This is a genomic window from Streptomyces sp. NPDC054883 (assembly GCF_053610645.1).
This window is the reverse complement of record NZ_JBSGYT010000040.1, coordinates 13,715-35,899: the sequence shown is the minus strand read 5'-3', so window position 1 is coordinate 35,899 and position 22,185 is coordinate 13,715. Positions and strand designations below refer to the sequence as shown.

At 70.0% G+C, this 22,185-nt stretch carries 17 protein-coding genes and 3 pseudogenes; 6 read left to right on the top strand and 14 right to left on the bottom strand.

Going from position 1 to position 22,185, the window contains the following annotated elements; all coding sequences use genetic code 11:
• Window positions 1–128 precede the first annotated feature (128 nt).
• From ACWGH1_RS25725 to ACWGH1_RS25705, 5 genes and pseudogenes are all read right to left on the bottom strand, one after another.
• Window positions 129–602: pseudogene (locus tag ACWGH1_RS25725) on the bottom strand (hypothetical protein); the annotation flags it as partial.
• Between the two features lie 155 nt (window positions 603–757).
• The gene (locus ACWGH1_RS25720; RefSeq protein ID WP_453352966.1) at window positions 758–3,484 is read right to left on the bottom strand and encodes a molybdopterin-dependent oxidoreductase; all 2,727 of its coding nucleotides are present in this window, start codon (window positions 3,482–3,484) and stop codon (window positions 758–760) included.
• 1 nt (window position 3,485) lies between these two features.
• The gene (locus ACWGH1_RS25715; protein ID WP_453352967.1) at window positions 3,486–4,310 is read right to left on the bottom strand and encodes an FAD binding domain-containing protein; all 825 of its coding nucleotides are present in this window, start codon (window positions 4,308–4,310) and stop codon (window positions 3,486–3,488) included.
• A 1,249-nt stretch (window positions 4,311–5,559) separates the two neighbouring features.
• Window positions 5,560–6,657 carry a PP2C family protein-serine/threonine phosphatase gene (locus ACWGH1_RS25710; RefSeq protein ID WP_453356911.1) on the bottom strand — a complete coding sequence of 366 codons (1,098 nt, stop codon included), beginning with the start codon at window positions 6,655–6,657 and terminating at the stop codon, window positions 5,560–5,562.
• Window positions 6,635–7,804: an aromatic acid exporter family protein gene (locus ACWGH1_RS25705; RefSeq protein WP_453356910.1), complete on the bottom strand. Its 1,170-nt coding sequence runs from the start codon at window positions 7,802–7,804 to the stop codon at window positions 6,635–6,637. Before ACWGH1_RS25705 ends, ACWGH1_RS25710 begins: the two co-directional genes overlap by 23 nt.
• A gap of 343 nt (window positions 7,805–8,147) precedes the next feature.
• On the opposite strand from ACWGH1_RS25705, the gene ACWGH1_RS25700 reads away from it, so the two are divergent.
• Window positions 8,148–10,697 (top strand): SpoIIE family protein phosphatase, encoded by a 2,550-nt coding sequence (locus ACWGH1_RS25700; protein ID WP_453409027.1) that lies wholly within the window; start codon window positions 8,148–8,150, stop codon window positions 10,695–10,697.
• 292 nt (window positions 10,698–10,989) lie between these two features.
• Window positions 10,990–12,258, top strand: coding sequence for a YhgE/Pip domain-containing protein (locus ACWGH1_RS25695; RefSeq protein ID WP_453351937.1), 1,269 nt, complete (start codon window positions 10,990–10,992; stop codon window positions 12,256–12,258).
• Window positions 12,259–12,769: 511 nt separating this feature from the next.
• Here the strand turns inward: ACWGH1_RS25695 and ACWGH1_RS25690 are convergent.
• The 8 genes and pseudogenes from ACWGH1_RS25690 to ACWGH1_RS25655 form a co-directional block, all read right to left on the bottom strand.
• On the bottom strand, window positions 12,770–13,216 hold the full coding sequence (locus tag ACWGH1_RS25690) for a DUF6098 family protein (protein ID WP_453351936.1): 447 nt from the start codon (window positions 13,214–13,216) through the stop codon (window positions 12,770–12,772).
• Between the two features lie 280 nt (window positions 13,217–13,496).
• Window positions 13,497–13,694, bottom strand: coding sequence for a hypothetical protein (locus ACWGH1_RS25685; RefSeq protein WP_453351935.1), 198 nt, complete (start codon window positions 13,692–13,694; stop codon window positions 13,497–13,499).
• A 204-nt stretch (window positions 13,695–13,898) separates the two neighbouring features.
• Window positions 13,899–14,152, bottom strand: a pseudogene (locus tag ACWGH1_RS25680) (DUF5709 domain-containing protein).
• 30 nt (window positions 14,153–14,182) lie between these two features.
• Complete coding sequence (locus ACWGH1_RS25675) at window positions 14,183–14,497, bottom strand: hypothetical protein (RefSeq protein WP_453351934.1); 315 nt, start codon at window positions 14,495–14,497, stop codon at window positions 14,183–14,185.
• Between the two features lie 528 nt (window positions 14,498–15,025).
• Window positions 15,026–16,066 carry a vWA domain-containing protein gene (locus ACWGH1_RS25670; RefSeq protein ID WP_453351933.1) on the bottom strand — a complete coding sequence of 347 codons (1,041 nt, stop codon included), beginning with the start codon at window positions 16,064–16,066 and terminating at the stop codon, window positions 15,026–15,028.
• A gap of 702 nt (window positions 16,067–16,768) precedes the next feature.
• Window positions 16,769–17,611 carry a hypothetical protein gene (locus ACWGH1_RS25665; protein ID WP_453351932.1) on the bottom strand — a complete coding sequence of 281 codons (843 nt, stop codon included), beginning with the start codon at window positions 17,609–17,611 and terminating at the stop codon, window positions 16,769–16,771.
• A 62-nt stretch (window positions 17,612–17,673) separates the two neighbouring features.
• Window positions 17,674–17,960: pseudogene (locus tag ACWGH1_RS25660) on the bottom strand (SDR family oxidoreductase); the annotation flags it as partial.
• Window positions 17,933–18,289 (bottom strand): DUF3052 family protein, encoded by a 357-nt coding sequence (locus ACWGH1_RS25655; protein ID WP_453351939.1) that lies wholly within the window; start codon window positions 18,287–18,289, stop codon window positions 17,933–17,935. The gene ACWGH1_RS25655 and the pseudogene ACWGH1_RS25660, both read right to left, overlap by 28 nt.
• Window positions 18,290–18,340: 51 nt before the next feature.
• Here ACWGH1_RS25655 and ACWGH1_RS25650 point away from each other — a divergent pair, with 51 nt between their 5' ends.
• A complete protein-coding gene (locus ACWGH1_RS25650; RefSeq protein ID WP_453351931.1) occupies window positions 18,341–18,892 on the top strand; it encodes an ankyrin repeat domain-containing protein in 552 nt (183 codons plus the stop codon).
• 569 nt (window positions 18,893–19,461) lie between these two features.
• Here the strand turns inward: ACWGH1_RS25650 and ACWGH1_RS25645 are convergent.
• Window positions 19,462–20,016, bottom strand: coding sequence for a hypothetical protein (locus tag ACWGH1_RS25645; RefSeq protein WP_453351930.1), 555 nt, complete (start codon window positions 20,014–20,016; stop codon window positions 19,462–19,464).
• 91 nt (window positions 20,017–20,107) lie between these two features.
• Between ACWGH1_RS25645 and ACWGH1_RS25640 the strand changes: the two genes are divergently transcribed.
• From ACWGH1_RS25640 to ACWGH1_RS25630, 3 genes are all read left to right on the top strand, one after another.
• A complete protein-coding gene (locus ACWGH1_RS25640) occupies window positions 20,108–20,620 on the top strand; it encodes a PadR family transcriptional regulator (RefSeq protein WP_453351929.1) in 513 nt (170 codons plus the stop codon).
• Between the two features lie 108 nt (window positions 20,621–20,728).
• Window positions 20,729–21,310, top strand: a complete 582-nt coding sequence (locus ACWGH1_RS25635; RefSeq protein WP_453409026.1) for an IS5 family transposase — start codon at window positions 20,729–20,731, stop codon at window positions 21,308–21,310.
• Window positions 21,311–21,343: 33 nt separating this feature from the next.
• Window positions 21,344–22,183, top strand: coding sequence for an alpha/beta fold hydrolase (locus tag ACWGH1_RS25630; protein WP_453351927.1), 840 nt, complete (start codon window positions 21,344–21,346; stop codon window positions 22,181–22,183).
• The last annotated feature ends 2 nt before the right edge of the window (window positions 22,184–22,185 follow it).

The window sequence follows — 22,185 nt, the reverse complement described above, 5'->3', positions numbered from 1 at the left end:
CTCCTCGCCGGGAGGCCACCCGAACTGGGGATATTGTCCTGCACTCGGGGACTCCAGTGCGCCGCCCGCGCGAGAATCGCGGTCTGCGACGATCAATCCTTCACCGGGACAGGAGCGGGGCAGGACGTTCAGGGCTCTGGCTCGCCCTGGCGGTTGCGGCGGCTGACTGTCGTCGCCATCCCAACGATGGTCGGCCGTGCTGAAGGGGGGAAGCCTGCCCCACACGAAGTGGGGAGTTGGGGCTCCGGAGGCTCCGACGTGCCGGACCCGGATGCCCGGATGGTGGCGTTCTGGCCTGCGCGGGTGTAGCGGTGGTGGCAGTGGGCGGCCGTCCACGACCGCGGCGCGCAATCGTCGGGGCGGCCCAGCCGGCCGTGCCGGTGCAGATGGTCGAGGCAGTCCGAGGGACGGTAGGCCAGGAGGGAGTTGAGGTCGACCGCGCTGTTGCACATCAGCAGCGGGTCGCCGTCACCGAAGGCCGGCCCCCAGCCGACCGGGTTGGGGTCCACCGGGCTCACCGACCGGATACGGCCGGCGGGAGGTGCCGCGTGCACAGCCGGATACGCGGCCGGGTCGACGAGGTGCAGGAAGACGCTCGTGCCGACAGCTCCGCAGCATCACGACCACGTCAAGGCCCTGTCGGTGGACGGAATTGGATGCGGTGGCCTGCTGACAGGGCCCGGCGGTTTCCGATACGGCGCTCTCGGCCACCGGCGGGCCCTCCTTGTGGGGAGGAGAAGCGGACTGGCGCCACCGGTCATGCGGGCGGGGGCGGGGCGTTCGCGTTCAGTTGCGCCCAGATGATGTCGGGGCGCAGCGGGAGGGTGGGGAAGCGGATGCCCGTGGCGTTGCGCAGAGCATTGGCCAGGGCGGGGCCTACGGGGTTGAAGGCGGCTTCGCCGCCGGGCTTGGCGCAGTGCAGCTCCTCGGGGCCGGGGGCGGGGACGAAGAGGACATCGGTGTGGGGTACGTCGGCTGCGTGCGGGACGGGGTAGGTGCGCAGTTCCGGTGTGGTGACGCGGCCTTGGTGGTCGGTGCGCAGGTCTTCCATGAGTGTGGTGCCGATGCCCTGGGCGACGGCGCCTTCGATCTGGCCGCGCAGCTGTCCCTGGTCCAGGACAGTGCCGGCGTCGCTGGCATGGACGGAGTCGAGGAGGGTGATCAGCCCGGTGGCCGCCTCGACGGCCAGCCGGATCCACTGGGCGTTCGCCGCCAGGCCCGGGGTTGCGGTGGTGGCGTCGCGGGTCGCCGTGGCGGTGAGGGGCCGGCCCGTCTCGCAGGCGGTTCGGTACAGCAAGGACAGGGACAGCGGGTGCCCGGCGCAGTCGACGGCCTCTTGGCTCAAGCGGCAGTGGGCCGGGGGTGTGCCGGTATGGGCGGCCGCAGCGTCCAGGATGGCCGCGCGCAGCGCCTGGCAGGCGTCGTGGACGGCGCGGGCCGTGAGGGTGGAGCCGGTGGAGACGAAGCCGCCGGTGTCGTGGTCGAGCAGATCGGTGTCGCCCTGGCGGACGCGGATGCGGCAAGCGGTGGTGGCCAGGGCGGTCGCGGCGATGCGCCGGTGGACGGTGGTGGCCTGGCTCCCGAACTCCGGGGCGCCGGTGCACAAGTCGTACGTGCCGTCGGCGCGCAGGGTGGCGGTGGCCTGGGCGATGTGGCCGTCGGAGGGCAGGGTGTGGGTGACGGTGACGGCCAGGCCCTCCCCCACCAGCCAGGACCGTCCAAAAGGCGCCGGGGGTGTGGCCTTGCGCTCCGCGCGCGCCGTTTCGATGAGGTCGAGGCAGCCCGTGATGGCGTGATCGGCGACAGGTGCTTCGCCGCCGTCCGCCACGGCCGGTGCGCATTGCCCGGGGCGCAGATATGCCCGGCGGCGCAGGAGCAGGGGATCAAGACCGCACATTTGGGCGAGTTCGTCGAGGGCGGATTCGACGGCGAAGGCGATCTGGCCGATGCCGTAGCCGCGAAAGGCGCCGGCTGGGACGCTGTGCGTGTAGAGCGCCCAACCATCGATCGTGATGTTCGGGCAGCGGTAGAGGCTCAGGGCTTCGGTGCAGGCGTTGCGCAGGACGGCGGGGCCGTGGTTGCCGTAGGCGCCGGTGTCGCTCAGGACGTGCAGGCGCAGGGCGGTGAGCGTGCCGTCGTGGCGGGCTGCGATCTTCACCCGGACCTGGAAAGGGTGGCGGGTGGTGGTATTGGTGAACTCCTCGGCCCGGGTGTACTCCAGCTTCACCGGGCGCCCGGTGCGCAGCGCGGCGAGGACGGCGATGTCCTCGGTAAGCATCTCCTGCTTGCCGCCGAACGCGCCGCCCAGCCGTGCGGCCGTGACCCGCACGTGCTGCGGAGGCAGGTCGAACACCTTGGCCAGGAGCCGGCGGGTCAGGTGAGGGGCCTGGGTGGTGGTGTGGACGCGCACCCGCCCGTCGTGGTCCTGCCAGGCGAGGGTGGCGTGCGGTTCCAGCGCGGCATGCTGCACCCGGTGGGTGCGAAACGTCTGCTCGTAGACATGGTCGGCCTCGGCCAGCCCGGCGTCGATGTCCCCGATGACGGTGTGCAGTTCGTCGACGACGTTGCCGCGGAGGTGGACGTGAGGTGCGTCCCTCGACAGGGCGTCTTCCGGGTTGGTGACGGCGGGCAAGACCTGGTAAGCGATGCGCAGGCGTCGGCAGCCCTCCTCGGCGGCGGCTTCGCTGTCAGCGACGACCGCCGCGACGCGTTGGCCCACGTGGCGCACGATGTCGTCCAGGACCCTGGTGTCGGCCGGGTCGCCCTCGGCATGTTCGTGCAGCGCGGTGGAAAAGCGCACGTCGGGTGCGTCGCGGTGGGTCAAGACGGTCTGGACGCCCGGCACCATGAGGGCTCCCACGCTGTCGATGCCGAGGATACGGGCGTGCCGGTGCTCGGAGCGCACCAGCTTGACGTGCAGCAGTCCGGCGGGATCCGGGCCGTCGAGGGTGAAGCGGGCCTTGCCCGTGACGATGTCCTCGGCCTCCAACGGCACCGCGGCACCGGCATCCGCTGCTGCGGTGGCGACCTGGTCATCACCGGTGCGGTCCTCCTGCGACGACCGGATGGCTTCCTTGATGCACCGGTAGCCCGTACAGCGGCATACGTTGCCCTTGAGGGCCTCGGTGAGATCGCCGTCCTGTGCCTGCTCCAGGGCGGCGGCCGTCATGACGAACCCCGGGGTGCAAAAACCGCATTGGAAGGCGCCGGCGGCGGCGAATGCCTGCTGCACGGGGTGCAGCTCACCGTCCCGGGAAAGACCCTCCACCGTCGTCACCGCCCGCCCTGCGGCCCGCAGGGCCGGGTAGAGGCAGCTGTGCACGGGCATGCCGTCCACATGCACGGTGCAAGCACCGCAGTCACCGCTGTCGCAGCCCTTCTTCACCCCGAAGCAGCCCTGCCGGCGCAGATAGGTGCGCAGACACTGCCCGGGTCCAGGCGGCTCGGACACGACGCGGCCGTCGAGGAGGAACGAGAAGGCCATGTCAGTCCTCAGCCCTGAGTGCCTGCCGTGCTTCCTCGGCCAGGTGATAGATCAGGTGCCGGCGCCACGCCGGGTCTCCGTGCGCGTCATCCACGATCAGCTGCGCATCGACCGCCTGCCCGATCGCGGCGCGCAGCCCGGCCGCCGTGGGCAGCCGGTCGAACGCCAGGTACACGGGACGGGTGGTGGCCGCGGTCAGCGTCCAGGTCACGTGCCTGGTCTTGGGGGCCGAGGTCGCGATGACCAGTGCCGCCGAATGCCCGCCGGGCCGCAGACTCACCCGTCGCATCGCCGTGCACCACGTCAAGGCCTCGGCCGGCAGCCGCAGACAGCGCAGCATCTCCCCCGGCCGCAGATCCGTCCGGCCCGCCCCGGTGACGAATGCACGCACGGGTACGTGCCGTTCACGGCCGTCGGCCGCCCGCAGCACACACACACCGTTCAAGGCTGCGGCCATCGACACCATCGGCGCGGCCGGCAGCGCCAAACACACATTGCCGCCCACCGTGGCCGCGTTCCATACCTTGAAGGACGAGGAGAACGCCCGACAGCAGTCCGCCATCAGCGCACGCGCACCGGGCCAGGAGCCGTTCGGCTGAACGGCGAACGCCAGCAACTCGGCCACTGTGCACGTCGCCGCGATCTCCAAGCCGCCCTCATCGAGGGTCAACGGCTGCCAGCCCATCCCGGTCAAGTCCCACAGACGCCTCACCTCGGGCTGCGGCATGGACAACAGCCAGGTGCCGCCGGCCAGCCACGCGTCTCCCGTCTCCCACCGCACACCACCGCGTGCCTCGAGTACGGATCGAACCGCCAGCAGATCCATGTCCGTCCACCTCCGACCATCGAACGGGCCGCTGCCGCACCGTGACCCGTGACACCCGTGACACCCGTGACTGTGCCAACTCCCCGCCCGCTCTGCGCGTCACGCCGCGTCCGGGTGAGACCACTGAGCCGCGCGGACGACGAGGATAGAGAACATCGTGCGGGCGCCATCCGGGAGGGCGCCTACGCCCGCACCGGTTATGCCTCCGCCTTCCCGGGGCGGAAATGCCCGACAGAGCTCCAGCGTGTGTGCATGTCGCGAAGCCGGGCGAGGTCGGTGGCGTTCCTCGTGAGGGTGACCACGCCCGGCCGGCCCAGGGCGGGCGGGCGTTCGGTGGACGCGACGGTCTCCCACGGGGCCCACAGGGCGTACCGGGTGACTCGGCGTGCGAGCGAGGTGAGGGCCACGGCGCGGTGACGGGCCGGTGGTCGTAGGCCAGGACGCGGCTGCGGCGCCCGGGTGCGATGACGATGCCTCCGATCCGTAGCCGCGTCAGATCGTTGCCGGGGCCGGGCCAGGGCGATTCGATGAGGCACCGCCGGTATCCACAACGGATAGGACACCGAAGTCAGCAGTTCCAGGGCCAGCCCACACCCGGGAACTCGGCGGCCCCAGCCACCGGCGTTGCACCTCGCCCGGGGCGAGAGTGAGGGCGGGGCTGGAGGCACCGTTTGGGGTGCTGGTGGAACCGTGTATCAGAAGGTGCCGGCCGGGTGGTTGGCGGGGACGGCGATGCTCTGCGGTGGGCCGGCGGGGCGTCGCCCCGCGGCCGGGGCGGGAGGGAACGTGCGGAAGATGTTGCCGGCGATGCCGGTGGGATCGACGTGCAGCCCGTGTGTGTGCAGGCCGGGGACGGATTTGCGGGGGTTTCCCTGCCGCCGGAGCGGCACCGGCCGCAGCCGGTGCCGCTCCGAGCAGGACGGCGCCTGCGGCGGCCGGGAGGAACTTCGGTGTGTTGCGCCGGGTGGTAGGTGTCATGAGGCGCCCGGCTTTCAAAGTGGAGGCGGAGTCAGCCCGGAGCGCACCCGGACCTGCCGGCCCCCGGCCAGGGCCGCCTCCACCGCTGAACCGACGGGACGCCAGCCGCCGGCGTGAATGAGGACGGGTTCGGCGACGTCGCTGCGAACCGGGACAACGTGGCTCGGCCGAAGCACAGCCGGCCGGGGGGCGACTGCGGGTCGGCGCGCCGTCGGACCGGGCGATCGGGTGTGGCCGGCGAGCCGTCCGCCCGGGCCGGGCGGTCGCGTCGTCAAGCGACGGAGCGTTCGATCACGAGCAGCGCCGCGTCGTCCTCCAAGTCCCCGCAGCCGTGGCGCAAGAGGTCGGCGCGCAGGCCGTCCACCAGGGCGTCCAAGGACTGCGTGCCGCGTACCCGGGCTTGGGCGACCAGATCGTGGAAGCGCCCGGCCCGGTCCCGGGTCTCGATGAATCCGTCCGTGTAGAGCACCATCCGGTCGCCCTCGGCGAAGGGGACGCATTGGGTGACGGTTTCGGCACCCACGAGATCGGCCAAACCGATCGGGGCACCCGGCGGCTCGGGGAAGTGGGTCTCGACCCGCCCGGCGCGGATCATCAGCGGTTCTGTGTGGCCGCAGTGCACCAAACGCGCCACGGGCTCGGTCGCCGAGATCTCCACGAACAGGGCCGTGGCGAACTGCTCCGTGAAAAGCTGTCCTTGCACGGCCTCGATCTGCCGCTTGGCGCTTTCCTCCAGGCACCGGGCCACGTCCGCCAGCGATTCCTCCTGGTAGGCGGCTTGCCGGAACGAGCCGAGCAGCGCTGCGGACGCTCCCACGGCGGGCAGCCCCTTGCCTCGAACGTCTCCGATGAGCAGCCGGGTCCCGTACGGGGTGTGCAGCGCCTCGTAGAAGTCACCGCCGATCCTGGCTTCCGACTCGGCGGCCAGGTACGTGCGGCTCAGTGCGAGGCAGCCGATTCGGTGCGGAAGCGGACGCAGCACAGCGCGCTGTGCCGCTTCCGCGACCGAGCGCACCTGTCGTAGCTCACGCTCGCGGCGTCGGCGTACCGAACAGGCCAAGAGACTCGCCATCGAGACGACGACCAGCGTCAGGATGCTCACGCCGGAGTCGGGCCGCTGCCAGAGCTCCTGCCGGATCTCCAGGAACGCCGTGGCGCCGAGTGTGGCACCAGCGAGAACCGCGGTGGCCCACACTCCGTTGGTGGCGGCGGCCAGTACGGGCACGGCGGCCATGACCGGCAGTACGTGCAACCGGTCCGGCGTGGCCAAGTCGGCAACCGCGACGGTGGCGAGCAGGACGAGCGGCGGTACCAGGCGGGCCCGCTCCCCCGGCTTCCTACGGGTGTCACGGGGCGCCGGTTCGTGCATGATCGTTTCCTCCCCTCAGGTCCGGGCTGTTCCGGTCGATGGCCTGGACCTCACCGAGGCAGGCCAGTGCGTCATTCAGGTGCTCGATGAGGCGGCCGTCGAGGCCGGCCGGGGCCCCGCCCCCGCCCCTGCCGGTGGTGTGCTCCTCCAGGCGTCGGCAGGCCCGCTGGGCCGCCGGCAGCACGGGATGCGGGCGCCCGCCCCGGCACCCGTATACGCAGAGCGCCGTGCTCCGCAGCAGTGGGGCGCAGTGGACGAGCCCCGGGTCCCCCGTCGCATCACTGGACCCCTGGTCGGTTCGGGTCGGGGAGGCTCCGTCCAGCAGCTGCCCGATGGCCCGTACCCGACCCGCCACGTTGTCGAGGGTGGCCAGGACGGCGTGGTCGAGGTGCCACGGGGTTCGACGGGCGGTCGGACGTACGTTCCAACGCTTGCTTTCGTGCGCTTCCGAGAGGGCGGCGCCCGCTCGGGCGACCGCGTCGTCCAGCTCCGTGCTCCACCCCGGCCCGAGTACGGCTTCGGATGTCCGCCCCTCATGTGCGGAGGTCGCCAGACCTTCCAGGGCAGCGGCCAGGCGCGTCCGCAGGGTATCCAGTGCCCGTTCGGCGGGGCGCAGCCGCAGCGGTGGGAACAGCAGTGCGTTGAAGACGATGCCGACGACGACCCCTACTGCTATTTCGAGCACGTGAGGAACGACTTCGTCTCCCAAGTGGTCGCGGCCGAGCACGAAGGCGAAGAGGGCCGTGATGGGCACGTGAACGCCGTGGTGGCCGAATCGACCGTGCTGTGCGGCCACCACCGAGAGGAACACCACCACGCACAAGCCCACCCAGGCCGGGCCGATGAGCAGGGTGGCGGGGAGGCCGATCAACACGCCCACGGCGCAGCCGACCGCGTACTGGGCCCCCGCCACGAAGGAGCGCAACACCGTCGATTCGGCGATCAGCAGCGCGGCCAGGGCAGCCGGGTAGGGGCGCTGCTCAGCCTGTACCGCGCAGCACACCCCCCAGGCGAGCCCGGCGGCCGCGGTGGCCCGCGCCGCCCGTTTCATCGTCCGCCCATCGATCCCGGCATGCGCGAGCGCCGGCACCGACCGGTACAAGTTCGTCGCATGCTGCTTGATGAAGACCGTCTTCGCGGCGATCACCTCTCATTCTCCGTTCCCGAAGCGCCGGAGCAATCCATGGGTTGCCCGGTCGGCGGGCCCCTCTGCGGATTTCCTCCCCACCAGACCAGACACGGGGCAAATAGTGTCTTTTCCTGCCAATATCTCGTAAAACCAGATCCGCGGAAGAGGGGACTTTCGCAAGCTCGTACAGGGCGAAAGTCCCTCGGCGGCGGCAGGTCGGCCCGCCACCCGCACAGGCGGTGGTGGTGCGCGACACACCGGGCCGGAACCAGCACACGCCGGTGGGGAAACGGATGATGGGACGTAGCTGGGAAGTGGGACGTCAGCCCATGGACAGCAGATCACCATGTGGGGTGAAGTGATGGACGACCCCGAGCTTGGCGGCGGCATCGACCGGTTCGCCGAATCGGGCGACGAGGTGTACGCCGTCATGGACGATCGGGGCGCGCTGACCGCCTGGAGTCCCGGGGCGGAGCGCCTGCTCGGCTACTCGGCACAGGAGGTCCGGGGGCGGCGGGGGACCGACCTGCTGGAGACCGGGTCGGATGGTGCCGGGCTCCTGGCGCGATGCGGGAACGAGCGGTTCGGTACCACGGGCGCCGATGTGGTGCGGCTGGGTGTGGTCGGCCTGCGTCACCGGAGCGGCCACTCGGTGGAGGTCGCACTGCAGGCTCGTCGCCTGGTGTCGACGGCCGGTGACCTCCAGTGGTTGGTCCAGGCGGAGGATGCGGGCACCGCCCGGCGCCGGGAACTCGGTCGTGCGCTGCTCAGGAGCTTGTTCACGGAGTCCCCGTTCGATTTCGACGTCTACGACACGGAGCTGCGGTTCCTGGCTCAGAGTGCCGGGCGACGCCGTGTGGGGTGGTTCGCGGGCAAGGATTTCACCGGCCGCACGATGGCCGAGGTCGCGCCGCCGGGCCTGCTGGACACCGATGCCTTCCAGGCGCGGCAGCGGCAGGTCCTGCAGAGCGGTGAGGCACTCTTCCAGAACGAGGTACGCGGCCGGCTGCCGTCTGACCCGGATCGGGAGTACGTCTGGCTGGAGACGATCCTTCCGCTCCGTGATCCTTACGGCGAAGTGATCGCCCTGGCCCATGCGTTGACCGATGTGACGGAGCAGGCCAGGGCCCGGGAGCGGCTGGCGCTGGTGAACGCGGCCAGCACACGGATCGGCAGCACACTGGATGTGCTGCCGACCGCGCAGGAACTGTGCGACGTGACCGTCCCGCGGTTCGCCGACCACGCCTACGTCAACCTGCTGAGTCCCGTGTTCGGCGGCCAGGAGCCGGTGACCGGTCCGATCGGCGAGGCCATGCCCCTGCGCCGCACGGCCATGGCCACCATGCCCGGCACCCCCGCCGCATCGGTCGCCGCCACAGGTGAGGTCGACCCCTTCATCTCGAGTGCCGCGCCGCTGTTCACCCGTGCCATGACAGAGGGCCGACCGCTTCTGATGGCGGGCGAGGAACTGGCCGCGGCGCTCTCACCGCTCGATCCCCAGGCGGCTGCGGAGACCTTGGAGGAGGCGATCTGCTCGTGGCTGCTGGTACCGATGTCCGCGCGGGGCGCCGCCTTGGGCGCAGTGGAGTTCGTGCGCTTCACGCCGAGTCGCCCGTTCGAGCAGGACGACGTGCTGCTGGCCGAGGAACTCGTGGCGCGCGCCGCCGTATGCATCGACAACGCCCGCCGCTACCAGCAAGAACGCAAGACGGCTCTGGCACTTCAGCGCAGCCTCCTCCCGCAGGGTCTGCCTGCCCTGGCAGCCGTGGAAGCGGTGTCCCGCTACGTTCCCGCCAGTGGGCACGTGGGACTGGGGGGAGCCTGGTTCGACGTGATCCCGCTGTCCGGGGGGCGAGTCGCCCTGGTGGTGGGCGACGTGCCAGGCCAGGGTCTGCATTCGGCGGTGACGATGGGGCGCCTGCGCACCGCGGTACGGACCCTTGCCGATCTGGACCTGGCTCCCGAGGAACTGCTCACGCACCTCAATGATCAGGTCAACCGGTTCCACGACCAGCACGGCGAGGACCTCGCCGGCATGGCGACCGGCACGACGTGCGTATACGCCGTGTTCGACGCGATCTCGCGGTCCTGCGCGGTGGCGCGAGCCGGCCATCCACCACCCGCGAGGGTCTCGGCCGACGGCAGGGTCGACCTGCTCGACGTGCCGGGCGGTCCTCCCCTCGGTCCGGGCGGCGCACCGTTCGAGAGCGGCGAACTTGCCCTCGGTGACGGGGATGTCCTCGTTCTGTACACCGCTGGACTGCTGCAACTCGGCGGCACGGAGGCGGGGAGCCGGCCGAACACCGGTCCGCTCGCAGATCGGCTGCGCGAGGCCCTGGCGGAAGCAGTGGCGGCGCCCCGTCCCTCCCGCCGCGCACCCGCGCTCGACGACATCTGTGACCACCTGGTCCGTCGAGTGGTGGGGGACCGGCCCGACGACGATGTGGCGCTGCTGGTGGTGCGCGTACGCGGACTCCCACGGGACTGCTACGTCACCTGGGACCTGGAAGCCGTACCAGAGAACGTCGGCCGTGCTCGTGCGCTCGCGACGGGCAAGCTGGCGGAGTGGGGGTTGGAGGACCTCGGTTTCACCACGGAACTCCTGGTCAGCGAACTCGTCACCAACGCCATCCGCTACGGGACTCCACCGATCCAGCTCAGATTGATCCGCGGCCACACCCTGATCTGCGAGGTCACCGACGCCAGCAGCACCTCGCCCCACATCCGTCGCGCGCTGGAAACCGACGAGGGGGGACGGGGACTCTTCATGGTCGCCCAACTCTCCCAGCTGTGGGGCACCCGCTACCACGCCCGCGGCAAAACCATCTGGGCGGAACAACCCCTCCCCGACAGCAACGTTGCCGACTCCCCCGGCGCGCATCCGGAGACTCCGCACCCGCACGAACCGTAAACCGTGCGGAGCACCTCACCATCCCGGCAGCGTGACGTCCACGGGGCCTCGAAGCCGACACCCTCACCTCGCGCCGGACTCCCATTTCCTTCCGTCCTCATCCGGCCGAGCGAGACGATCCGAAGAAGCCGCCTAGTGCAACGGGGGGAGGAGTGCGAGGCGGACAGCGGCCTTCCCGGGTGCGGGGCCCATTCTGAGCTCTGGCGAGAGGTTCGCGAGGTCGGCAGAGGAACGCTCGCCCGGCCACCCGAACCGCCGTTCGATCCCGCCCGCCGAAAAGCTACGGAGACCCATGTCCGTACCCGCCGTCACCGAAACCACTGCCTCGGCCCTGTTGCGCCGTCCCCAGCTGTGGCTGATCCCCACGATCCTCACGGGGCTGCTCGCCCTTCTGCTGTCCCTGCTCTACATGGGCGGCATCGTCAACCCGAACGCAGACCTGCATGACCTGCCCATCGCCCTCGTCAACGATGACATCGGCCAAGCGCCGACCGGGCAGCAGCAGAACCTGGGGGCACAAGTCACAGCCGCCATCGCCGCCGACCCCGCAGGCGGCAAGGCCGACTGGCGCCCGCTGACCCGCGCTCAGGCCCAGGACCAGCTCGACTCCGGCAAGGTGTACGGCGCACTGGTGATCCCGGCCGGCTTCACGGACTCCGTCACCGCCCTCACCACGTCCGGAGCCACGCGACTACCCACGATCACCGTGCTCACCAACCCCGGCAAGGGAAGCCTCGGCTCCTCCCTTGCCAGTCAGATCACGACCCAGGCCGCCCACCGCGCATCCCAGTCCGTCGGCCAACAGCTCACCGCAGCCGTCGGTGCCCAGGGCGGCCCCACCGCAAAGCTGCTCCTCGCCGACCCCGTCCACGTCGTCACCCAGGTCGGCCACCCCATCGGCACCCACAGCGGCCTCGGTCTGACGGCCTTCTACTACACCCTGCTGCTGGTGCTGGCCGGCTTCATGGGCGGCAACGTGATCAGCAACGGCGTCGACACCGCCCTCGGCTACGCCGACAACGAGATCGGTCCCTGGCACACCCGCCGCCCGACCGTGCCGATCAACCGCACCCAGACGCTTCTCCTCAAGATGGTGATGACCGCAGGCATCACCCTCATCAGCACCGCGCTGGTGATGCTGGCCTGCGTCGCCGTCCTCGGTATGGACGCGTCCCACCTGCCACTGCTGTGGATCTACTCCTACTGCGCGGCCCTCGCCGTCGGCCTGGGTGTGCAGGCCATCAACGCCGCGTTCGGCGGGATCGGCCAGCTGGTGTCGATGTTCGTGTTCATCGTGCTCGGTCTGCCGTCGTCGGGTGCCACGGTTCCGCTGCAGGCGGTCCCCGGCTTCTATCGCTTCCTGTCCCACTTCGAACCGATGCGCCAGCTCAGCGACGGCGTGCGCGCGATCCTCTACTTCGACGCCCGCGGTGATGCCGGGCTCACCCGCTCCTGGATCATGATCGCGGTCGGCACCGTTCTGGCCCTGTTCTTCGGTTTCGCCATGACCGTCTACTACGACCGCAAGGGTCACAAGCGCCTCACCCCCCAACCCGCCTGACCCTGCTCCCCGGCAGCGGTCGTCTCGACCGCCAACTCTCCCGTCACCGGCAGCAGTCGGCGCCGACGTGTTGCGCACCGAGACGGTGTCACACCTGCCGCCCCGGATGCCCGCCGCAGAGCGGTCAGGGAGTGTCCAAGAGGTCGGCCGCATCCTCCGGCGACGGTCTCCCCCGCTACTGCTCCGGACACGGCGGACACCGCCACAGCCGCGGGTGGCAAGTGGGGCGGGGCCCCGCGTACCCGTCCGGTACTGCCTCGGCACGGGTCGGCCAGGTACGGCGAAACCACCCGTTTTGGAGGTCGGCGGCCCGGTCGACTTCGAGGACCGGCCTCAGTCGCCTCAAAGCGCCCGCGATGAGACCCAGTTCCCCTCGAACGTTGTCGAGTCCGAGCTCATCTGCACACCACCGAGGCCGTCACCGGCATCCGCTGCCCGGTCCACGAACCCGCCACCTCCTCCGGACGCCTTCCCGGCCACCGCCGGCGGTTGCGCTTCGGCAGCCGCTCGCTCACGGGGTGCGCCGCACCGGCCCCCACTCGCCCGGTTGTTCCTCGATCTCCCGGACCGCCTGATCGATCACCTTCTTGTCGATCCACGCCAGCGGTCGTACCGCGCACACCAACGGTTCGTTGTCGGGGCCACGGTCGCACTCACTCCCGTGCAACAGCCAGGGGCGGACATCCGGGCCACGCAGGTGCGGGAGGTGGCAGTAGTCGTACAGCCGGCGGGCCGCCCACGTCCGCAACGGCCGGTCCTCCCACCACGACGCCACGTCCAACGGGCTCGCGGACAGCCCCGGCAAAGGCACCCCGGTCAGATCATCCGTACTGGACGACTCCACGAGGTCGACCACAGGCCCCCGCGACCAACGTACGTACAAGTCCGGCCCCTGCCTGATCCACCCGACGACATCATCGAGGTCGTACAGAACGGGAAGGTCCTCACTCACGCACACCTCCGGGAACCCGTCGAACGCGTGGAGCCTACGTCGCCTGCCCTGCGTCGACGGCCGGCAAACGGTGACTGCGCCGAGTCGGCGGTGGACCACGCCGTTCGGTCCCGGCACCCGGCCGTGCGGAGGGTTACACCGCAGGCGCGGAGCGCGTGCCCGGCGCGGACCACCAACCAAGATCCCGCCCCGCTGCATGAGCGGGGCGGGACCGGAGCGTTCGGCATCAGCTCATCGGCGTACCAAGACGTCGTCCAGCGGCGCACTTACGTGTACGGATGGCGTGCTACGGGTGGTCGGGCTGCTGCTCAGGCGGTACGGCGCCACCCGCGCCGCCACCCTTGGCGCCCTTGTCGGTGCCGTGCGGGTGGGCGCCCTCGGCTCCCTTCTTCGTCACTTGCGATGCCTTGAGCGATCCGGCGTTCTCGGGTGTCGAACCGCCCTTCCCGCTGCGCCGCATCTCCGGCTGCTGTGGGTTCGCCATGTTTCCTCCTCCTACCGGTTTCGACGTAGGTCCGTGCGCTGCGCCTACCCCCACGCCGGCGTTTTCATCCGCGGCCCGTTCTGCCGCCTGCCGTCGGCGCCGCGCCGCTGTGCCCGCCGCGGCCGGACGCCCATACCGGCGGCGGGCGCCATGTGGGCGCTTCCCCCGTACCGGCGCCCGCCTTCCTGGCTGTGACACCGGGTCTCAGGCGTCTTCCGGTTCTGCCTCCACGACGTGCACCGCGGCCTCTTCGGCACTCGCGGCGCCGGCGTCGATGCCGTGGTCCTCAGCGACCAGTTCCTTCGTGGTGTCGGTGTGCACGCCCTCATCAGGAGCGGTCAAACGTCCCGCGCGAGGCGTGCCGGTTTCCGCTCGTCCACGGCGTTCTGAAGGTCCAGCGCCGCCGCGTCCCCCTGCTCCTCGTTGCCACCAGTGGGCTGATATACGTCATCTGCCATCTGGTCGTCACTCCCGAGCGCCGAGCCCGTTCACGGGCGAGGATCGGTGCGCTGCCATCGGGGGCGCGAGTCCTCGCCACGGCGCCCGGCGACCACCGCGCAACGGCGGCACAGCCGCCGCACCCGGTCCGCCGAGCCTCCGGATTCGGGGATCGCATCCGTCCAGGAGACGTGGGGGAAGCGAGTCAGCTGGGAGCGACTGAGGGAAAGGCCGCACACGGTCTCGTTCCGGCCTGGCTCCCATGCGTGGACCTCACCGGCGGGAAGCCTGCGCCGGCCTTGCCCCTCATCCTCGATCCACTGACCCGTGGCGGCGACCGTGTACCTCTTGCGCGTTGTTGCCATGCCGTGCGGCTACCACGCCGACGGCCGAGCATGCGGACGCGCGGCAGCGCAGAGGAGGTGATGAGGTTCCGCCGCCTCGGCAACACCACGCGGAGGTGATCGGACTGACGGATGCACCGTGGCCGGTGGACCGGTGGCAGAGGTGGCGCCTCGGCTCGACGCGCTCACGGTCGCCATCGACGCACGGCCCCCGGCTCAGCTCCCACCGCTACCGCACCGTCTCCCCGCGCATGCCCCCGCCGGGCGGCTGGCCCCTGTCCGGCTGAAGGAGATGATCGCCGCGCCCGATCGTCTGCTGATCATTGCGGCCGTCGCGACTGCGGTGCCGGTCCTCCGCCCACCCGGCGGGGCACGGGGGAAAGCGGTCCGTTGCAGATCACGTACGGCATCGACGGACGTCTCGAGCTGCCCGAATACGAGCTTCCGCACCTGGAGGGATACCTCGGCTCCGCACCGGTCCGGGTGGGCAACGCCGCCCCCTGGCATGCCCGCAATTCACCCGCGCACCGCACCATGGCGTCCGACGCATCAGGTCATGATCAGAAGGCGGGTGTTCGGCACCAGCTTCCTGTTCACGCTCGTGCTCTGCACGAAGATCGTGAAGTCGTCGTTATGATCCGGCTTCACGCGCACCTCCGCGTCCGGAAGGCCGAGCAGGGCGCGCGCCTCCGGCCCCGCATAGAGCTTGTCCGACTTCTTCTCCAGCACCGCGACCTGCTTCCGTGCCTGGATCTTTTCCGACTTGCTCAACTGATAGAAAGCGCAACCAGTGCGGTAGCCGTGCCCGGATTCGACGACCCGCTCCCGGATTGCCGCGTCGCGTTCCACGGGAACGAGCTGGTAGCGGGACGGATCCACCGCCTGGAGACCGGCCGCCTTGATGGTGTCGCTGTTCACCGCGTCCCCACCCGCACGGAAGACGGCCCGCGATCCCCGGATTCCCCGGGTCCGGCCGACCATGAACTTCTCGGTTGCATCCTTGATCACCTGCCCGGCTTCCTGCAGGCCCTGTGTGCTGGTGGCGTCCCAGATGGCGATGTTGTCCTTGGGGAAGCCGTACTGCATGGCTTCGCGCTTGCCCATCTGGTCCGGGACCAGGACGGCGAGCGTCCAGTTCTCCGCCTGGGTCTCGATCATCGAGGCGACGGCCTGCACCAGGTCGCGGGGATTCTTGGAGGGGGCATCCGGGCAGCGGTGACTCGCGTTCTCCTGGCCGTCAGTCAGGACGAAGGTCAGGAAGCTGTGGTCACCGTAGAGTTGGGCGGTCTGCGAAAGCTCATGCTGTGACTTCAGCGTGGCGGACAGCAGAGCGGTCATGCCGCCGGTCCTGTAGACCTCCTGGAGGGACGGCATGCGCAGCACGTCCTTGTCGTAGACGACGCACTCCACCTGGCTCGAGAACACGTACACAGTGACGCGGGTTTCCTGGTCAAGCTCCTGCGAGCGGCGGGCCAAATAGGCAATCTGCTGGTCCGCGACCTCGACGACCTTGCGGCTCAGGTGCGACATGGACGAACTGGCGTCCAGGACGAGAGCAACGTGATTGATGTAGTTCTGGTTGCCGGACATGGCGAACTCCCCGTTTGTGTTCTCCGATTCGGTACTCCGATCCTCGCAGCCACCACTGACAATCGATCCGGACCTCCATGCGGGCGGCCGCAGCGGCCACCCTTGGCACATGGAGGTCGGCACGTGCCGACGAGGGATCGCAAGGGCGCCGGCACCCTCAAGAAGCCGGCCACCCCCCGCGTGGCCGATTCTGCCGATTCCCAAGCGGCGGACCACATGCACTGCTCATGGGTGACTCAACTGGCGCGGTCAAGAGGCCGGTCACTTCCGTCCTCGTCCACGGCGCGGGCAACCACTGCTACAGCCGGTCCCGGTGGGCGTGACGCGGACGCTTCGCGGCATCGGTCCGCCGGTTGACCGGATGGCTCCGAGCTCCGGCGGGGACGGCACGGCAGTGGCTCCTCCGTTGACATCAGCCGCTCTCGCCGAGCAGGTCGGCGCGGTGGTGCGGCGCGCCCGCGGTAACGGCCCCGGGGTGCTGGTCGGTCAGGGCATCGGCGGCGTGACCTGAACGTGGTAGTCGACCGGGAATCCGGCCCGGTCGTGCATCTCGTTTACGTCGCCGCCTTCTCCCGAGAAGCGGTCGACCAGGCAGAAGTTGATGGTGCCCCCCCGAGGCCGGCTCCAGCGCGATCTTTGGGCCACACGTTGCGCCGGCACCGGCCTGCGTTGAGCCGGGGGGCCGTCAGCGCCGGTCGTCCGCTACGGTCTTTCGAAGGCCTGGAGCACGCCGCCGATCGAGAAGCACAGGGCGCCGGCGAGCGTCCCCAGGTTGGCGATGTCGGCGTTGACCGGGCTTCCGGTGGCGGGGCGGGTGAATGCGGCCAGCGCCGAGACCATGAAGAGGACCGACCCGAGCTGATTCACCGCGACCACCCACCAGCCGAGGCTGCGCGAGCGGACGCAGGGCCGGGGGCGATGGCAGATCTCGAGGAACGCGAGATGCCCCGACAGCAGGAACAGCACGCACCCGACCACGTCGGGAGTCCAGATCAGCCGGTCGGCCTGCTGGACGGTGAGCCCCTGGAGGAAGGAGTTGAGCAGGTTGACTCCGAAGACGAGCGTCCCGACGAACAGGACGAACGCGCTGAGCCAGTCCGAGCGCATCGGCTCGTACCCCCACCACCTCCAACGGGCGGTGACCAGTGGACCGCCCCCCGGCGTGTGGCGGGGCGCGTTCAGCACCTGCAACAGCGAGGTGTTGCCACCGGTGTTGAAGAACAGGCCGCCCACGAAGTAGATCGAGGCGCTCTCGAGCGCGTCCGCCGAGCCGAACTGGTCCGCGGCCGCACCCAGGGAGAAAAGAGCCCCGCCGATGACGAACGCTCCCGAGGCGATGCCGTTGAGCCTGCGGAGCCGGCCGAGGGCCTCGGCACCGGCACGGCGGGGCGTGCCGGCCGCATCCCCCGGGCCCTGTACCGACAGCACCCCGCGCCTGCGTGCGAGGCGCGATTCCCACACCACCGTTTCCCCTCCGGGGCGGTGCCAAGTGAGCCGGGTGGTGAAGGGTCCCGCGCCTTCGGCGCGCTGCTCGGTCTGTCCCACGGCCCGAGCCTAGTCCGGCGTGCGGTGCCCGCCGGTCAGTGAAACGAACGGGCGTACCGTAAGGCTCTGGCCTGGCCGCGGTCGAGTTCGCCGTTGACGGCCATGGGGTCCACCATGGGGGTGCTGATGGTGCCGGGGCAGACTGCGTTGATGCGGACGCCGCGGGAACCGTAGTCGAGGGCCGCGCTCTTGATCAGGCCGATCACGCCGTGCTTTGTGGCGTGGTACGCGGCGCGGCCCGGGGTTGCCGTCGGCCGCCGAGGGAGGAGCAGTTGACGATCGTGCCCGCTGCGCTGGTTCCGCATTGGCGCAGTTCGTGCTTCATGCACGCCCAGACGCCGCGCAGGTTGTTGTTGCCCCGGGGGGGGTTCCCTGTGTGACCGCCGCCGGCCGCGGCAGCCACCCACAGCTGAGGCCTCGCCTACCGCTCGCGGGCGGCCTTCGGGCGACCAGCCGGACGTCTGTCCAGTTCGTTGCGGCGCTGACGGCTGTGGTCCGGGAGGGGCCGGCGGTGTCGGCAGCCTCGCTGACGTCGGCGGGTGGGATGTGGCCGTCCTGGCCGGACTTCGAGGTGAAACCCCAGATGAAGCCGCGGTCGTCCAGGTTGCCGATGGCACCGGTAAGGGCATCGACGAGGTCGCCGGCGCCTTCCCGCCAACCACTGGGTGTCGTCGCGATCTGCCCGGACGGCCTGTGTTCCTTCGGCCAAAGAGCCGGAATGATTGCGACATGGACACGACGGATCAGCTGGTGCGGTCGGCGGGTGACGGGGACGTACTCGAGGTATCGCGGCTACTGGGGCAGAATGCCGCAGTGGACGGGCCGAACAGCGACGGGCGTACCGCCTTGGACGTTGCGGCGGAACGAGGCCATGCCACTGTTGTCCGCCTGCTCGTCGAGGCGGGGGCCGGTCCGGAGCAGCCAGCCGGCGAATACCGGGAGTCGACGCCCCTGTGTCTTGCGGCGATGCACGGACACACAGCGGTGGTCGCGGTTCTGCTCGATGCCGGTGCCCAGCTCGGAGCCCAGGGCCGGATGAGCCACCTGCCGCTGGTGCTGGCGGCCACGTCCGGCGCCGAAGGGTACCCGGAGGTTGTCGACCTGCTGCTGGACCGTGGAGCGGACATCAACGCGGCGATGAAACACAAAACCGCCCTGGACTGGGCCGCCGGGTTCGGACAGCAACGGATGGTCCACCACCTGCTTCTCCGCGGCGCCGACCCCTCGGCCAAGGCCCCGGCCACCGAATGTGAGCATGCCGAACGCCGTCCGGAAGGGTGATAGAGAATCGAGCCCATCGCACCACCTGCGCGGCCACACCTGCGGCCCACGCTGCACGAGGGGACCGGAGCCTCAGGCGCTCCGGGGTTTACGGCCGGCTGTCTTCGTCACTGGAGCCTGCTTCACGGCCGTCTTCTTGGCCGTTGTCTTCGTCCCTGACGCGGCGCGCGGCCCCGACCGGCCTGCTGCCTCAGCCCGTAGTTGGGTCCAGGTCCACCTCGAACCGGGGTACATCGCGCGCCGTGAGGTCCAGGCGTAGGCGATTGCAGCGGAGGGGTGTCGGTGGACGCCGTGGTCGACAGCAGTGTCGGCGCTGATCTCGGCGACCAGCTCGGGGCGGACCAGGGTGACGTCAGGACGTCGCTGCTGCCCCATGCCGAGGGGAGCCGCATGCCGGTCCAGGGGTGCCCGGGGTCGGTCTCGGTGATGTTCATGCCCCGCAGGATCGCCATGCACCCGTGCGGGGCGATCCTCTCCCCCACCAGGATGCTCGCGGCGTCGCCCGGTGGCGGCCGTTCCGCCCGTCCGGGAGCAGTCGGGTTCTTGCCGGGCCCGACGAGTTCTCCGGCTCAGCGGGCGCCGGCCCTGGCTTGGGCGGCGGAGACGTAGCGGACGGTGAAGAGCATGGGGGCCACGAACCCGGCGGCCTGGACGAGCGTGCCGGTTGTGGAGTGACCGTGACCCGCGTGGGCGAGGGCCGCAAGCGCGCCGGCCGTGACGGCGAAGGCGACGGTCCACACGGCGGTGATGACTACGTTGATCCGGACGAAGGCCGCCTGACCCCATATCTCGCGGGGGGTGGTGCGCTTGGCGATGCCCAGGGTGAACGGCTTGCCCACGAGAAGTGAGGCCCCGGCGATGAGAGCGAGGGTGGCCGAGGAAAGGGCCGCCGAGTACGGGTGTACGGCCGAGCGCGGATCGGCGAAGGCGATGACCGCCAGGGCCGCGAAGAAGGCCGCCGAGCCGCTCTCCATGATCAGCGCGTCGAGGTGGACCCCGGTCCGGCGCTGCTGGACGGTCACCACCACCGCCACCAACAGTCCGGCGAGCGCGCCCCATTGCCATTGGGCGGACGGAAACACCGCGAAGACGATCCACGGAAGAAAGGTGCGGACGTACGACATCGAGACCCCCGGAAGTGACGTTCCTACTCTGACATGTCTAAAGTAGAATCCCACTCGCGACATGTCAAGAGTGGAAGGTAGGCTGAGGGGCATGAGCCTTCGACACGCCCTCCTCGGACTTCTGTCCGAGCGCCCGGCCAGCGGGTACGACCTGCTGAAGCGCTTCGAGACCTCGCTGGCCAACGTCTGGCCCGCCACGCAAAGCCAGATGTACACAGAGCTGACCAAGCTCGCCGACGCCGGGCTGATCAGCGTCTCGGCCCAGGGCCCGCGCGGGCGCAAGGAGTACACCCTCACCGACGAGGGATTGACGGAACTGCGCCACTGGCTGACGGAGACCAAACCGCAGCGCAACACCCGCAGCGACATCCTGCTGCGGGTCTTCTTCCTCAACCTGATCACCCCCGACCAGGCCCGGGGCTACCTCACGGAACTCGTGGAACTCTCGCAGCAGGAGCACGAGGACCTGCGCCGGTTGGCGGACTCCATCGACTGGGGGGACGACCCGTTGTCGGTGAACGGGAGGATCGCCCTGGAATACGGCCTCCGCTTCAATGTGATGCGCCGCGAGTGGGCCGCGTGGGCGGCCGACCAGATCCGCTGAACCACCAGAACCAGGAGAAGTCACGGACCCGCTCGCGCATCGAGCGTCCCGCCCCCAGCCGGAAGGAAGACCAGGGTCCGTCTTCAAGTGACCGTTCGCTGATGCCTGGTGTCGCGATTCGTCGTCGTGAACTGTCCGATGCCGGAGCGGGAGTTGCTGGGTCCGCTGCTACCGAGTGCCGGCAGCGGCCGGCCGCGTGCGGAGGACCGCCGGGTCATCAACGGGATGGTCTACAAGATCCGGACCGGGGTTTCCCGGCGTGACCTGCCGGAACGTTACAGCTCACGGAAGTCGGTCTACACCTGCTTCCGCCGCTATGCCATCGACGGAGTGTTCACCCGGGCCCCGCAGCAGATCCAGGCCCGGGCCGATGCAGCTGGTGACATCGACTGGCCGGTCCAGATCGACTCCACCCTCGTCCGCGCGCACCAGCATGCCGCCGCCACCGGGCGAAAAAGGGGGAAACACCGGACGGACGAACCGGACGATCACGCCCTCGGCCGATCCCGCGGAGGCCTGACCACCAAAATCCACCTTGCCTGCGACGGCCGCGGCCGGCCCCGCTGCCGACCGGACCACGTCATCGCTGGCAGGGCCTACAGTTCCCGCGACTTCCGCGCCTACCTGCGCAAACGCGGTATCGGACACACGATCCCGGAGAAGAGCGGACCGCTTGATTTCCGGGGTTGACCTTGACCCAAGGTCAGGCTTCACGCTGAAGGCATGACGAACTCGAACCCGAACTCGAAGGCCACCACGGACTCCACGTGGACCGGCATGGTTGCGGTGGAGGACACGGCCCTGGCCGTCACCGACACTCAGGGGCTCGGTCAGCCCGTGGTCTACCTCAACGGCTCCTACGCGACGCAAAGAAACTGGCGCCGGGTCACCACCGAGCTGGGAAGCGATTACCGGCACATCACCTACGACGAACGCGCCCGCGGCCGGTCGAGGCGTTCGGCGGACTACTCATTCGAGGCGTGCCTGCGGGATGTCGACGCCGTCCTGGATTCGACCGCGGTGCAGCGGCCTTTGCTGGTGGGCTGGTCCTACGGGGCGGCGCTGGCGTTGCACTGGGCAACCCGCAACCCGGGACGCGTCGCCGGTGTCGTGATGGTCGACGGCGGCTACCCGTGGGACTACCTCGCCACCGTCGAGGGTGGTCCGGAGGCGGGCCGGGAGGAGATCCGAAAGATGTTCCGGCGCTTCGGTTGGATCATGCCGCTGGTCCGCCCGCTGGGCATGGCGGCACGGATGAGTGCCGAGCAGCACGCCGAGATCAACATCGAGTTGAACGAGATCGTCGCTGCCGGCGACCCGGTCTTCGACCTCGTGACCTTCCCGATGCGCTTCCTCGTAGCCTCGGGCGCCAGCCTCGGCGGCACCGCCGAAGGGCTGGCGGCGATGCGCGCCACGCTGGAACCGATCCTCGCCCGGAACCCCAACGTGAAGGTGAGTGCGACAGTTGCCAGCAAGCACACGACCATCGTGCGCGAGGACTTCCGTGCCATCGCCGCGGCCGTTCGAGAAGTTGCCGACCTGTCACGTAGTGCGGCTAACTGACG

Excerpts from the sequence above, each read along its gene's own strand:
- ACWGH1_RS25695 (WP_453351937.1), top strand. The coding sequence starts at position 10,990 with ATGTCCGTACCCGCCGTCACCGAAACCACTGCCTCGGCCCTGTTGCGC.
- ACWGH1_RS25685 (WP_453351935.1), bottom strand. The coding sequence starts at position 13,694 with ATGGCGAACCCACAGCAGCCGGAGATGCGGCGCAGCGGGAAGGGCGGT.
- ACWGH1_RS25715 (WP_453352967.1), bottom strand. The coding sequence starts at position 4,310 with ATGGATCTGCTGGCGGTTCGATCCGTACTCGAGGCACGCGGTGGTGTG.
- ACWGH1_RS25650 (WP_453351931.1), top strand. The coding sequence starts at position 18,341 with ATGGACACGACGGATCAGCTGGTGCGGTCGGCGGGTGACGGGGACGTA.
- ACWGH1_RS25640 (WP_453351929.1), top strand. The coding sequence starts at position 20,108 with ATGAGCCTTCGACACGCCCTCCTCGGACTTCTGTCCGAGCGCCCGGCC.
- ACWGH1_RS25700 (WP_453409027.1), top strand. The coding sequence starts at position 8,148 with ATGGACGACCCCGAGCTTGGCGGCGGCATCGACCGGTTCGCCGAATCG.
- ACWGH1_RS25710 (WP_453356911.1), bottom strand. The coding sequence starts at position 6,657 with ATGCACGAACCGGCGCCCCGTGACACCCGTAGGAAGCCGGGGGAGCGG.
- ACWGH1_RS25720 (WP_453352966.1), bottom strand. The coding sequence starts at position 3,484 with ATGGCCTTCTCGTTCCTCCTCGACGGCCGCGTCGTGTCCGAGCCGCCT.
- ACWGH1_RS25630 (WP_453351927.1), top strand. The coding sequence starts at position 21,344 with ATGACGAACTCGAACCCGAACTCGAAGGCCACCACGGACTCCACGTGG.
- ACWGH1_RS25645 (WP_453351930.1), bottom strand. The coding sequence starts at position 20,016 with ATGTCGTACGTCCGCACCTTTCTTCCGTGGATCGTCTTCGCGGTGTTT.
- ACWGH1_RS25670 (WP_453351933.1), bottom strand. The coding sequence starts at position 16,066 with ATGTCCGGCAACCAGAACTACATCAATCACGTTGCTCTCGTCCTGGAC.
- ACWGH1_RS25675 (WP_453351934.1), bottom strand. The coding sequence starts at position 14,497 with ATGGCAACAACGCGCAAGAGGTACACGGTCGCCGCCACGGGTCAGTGG.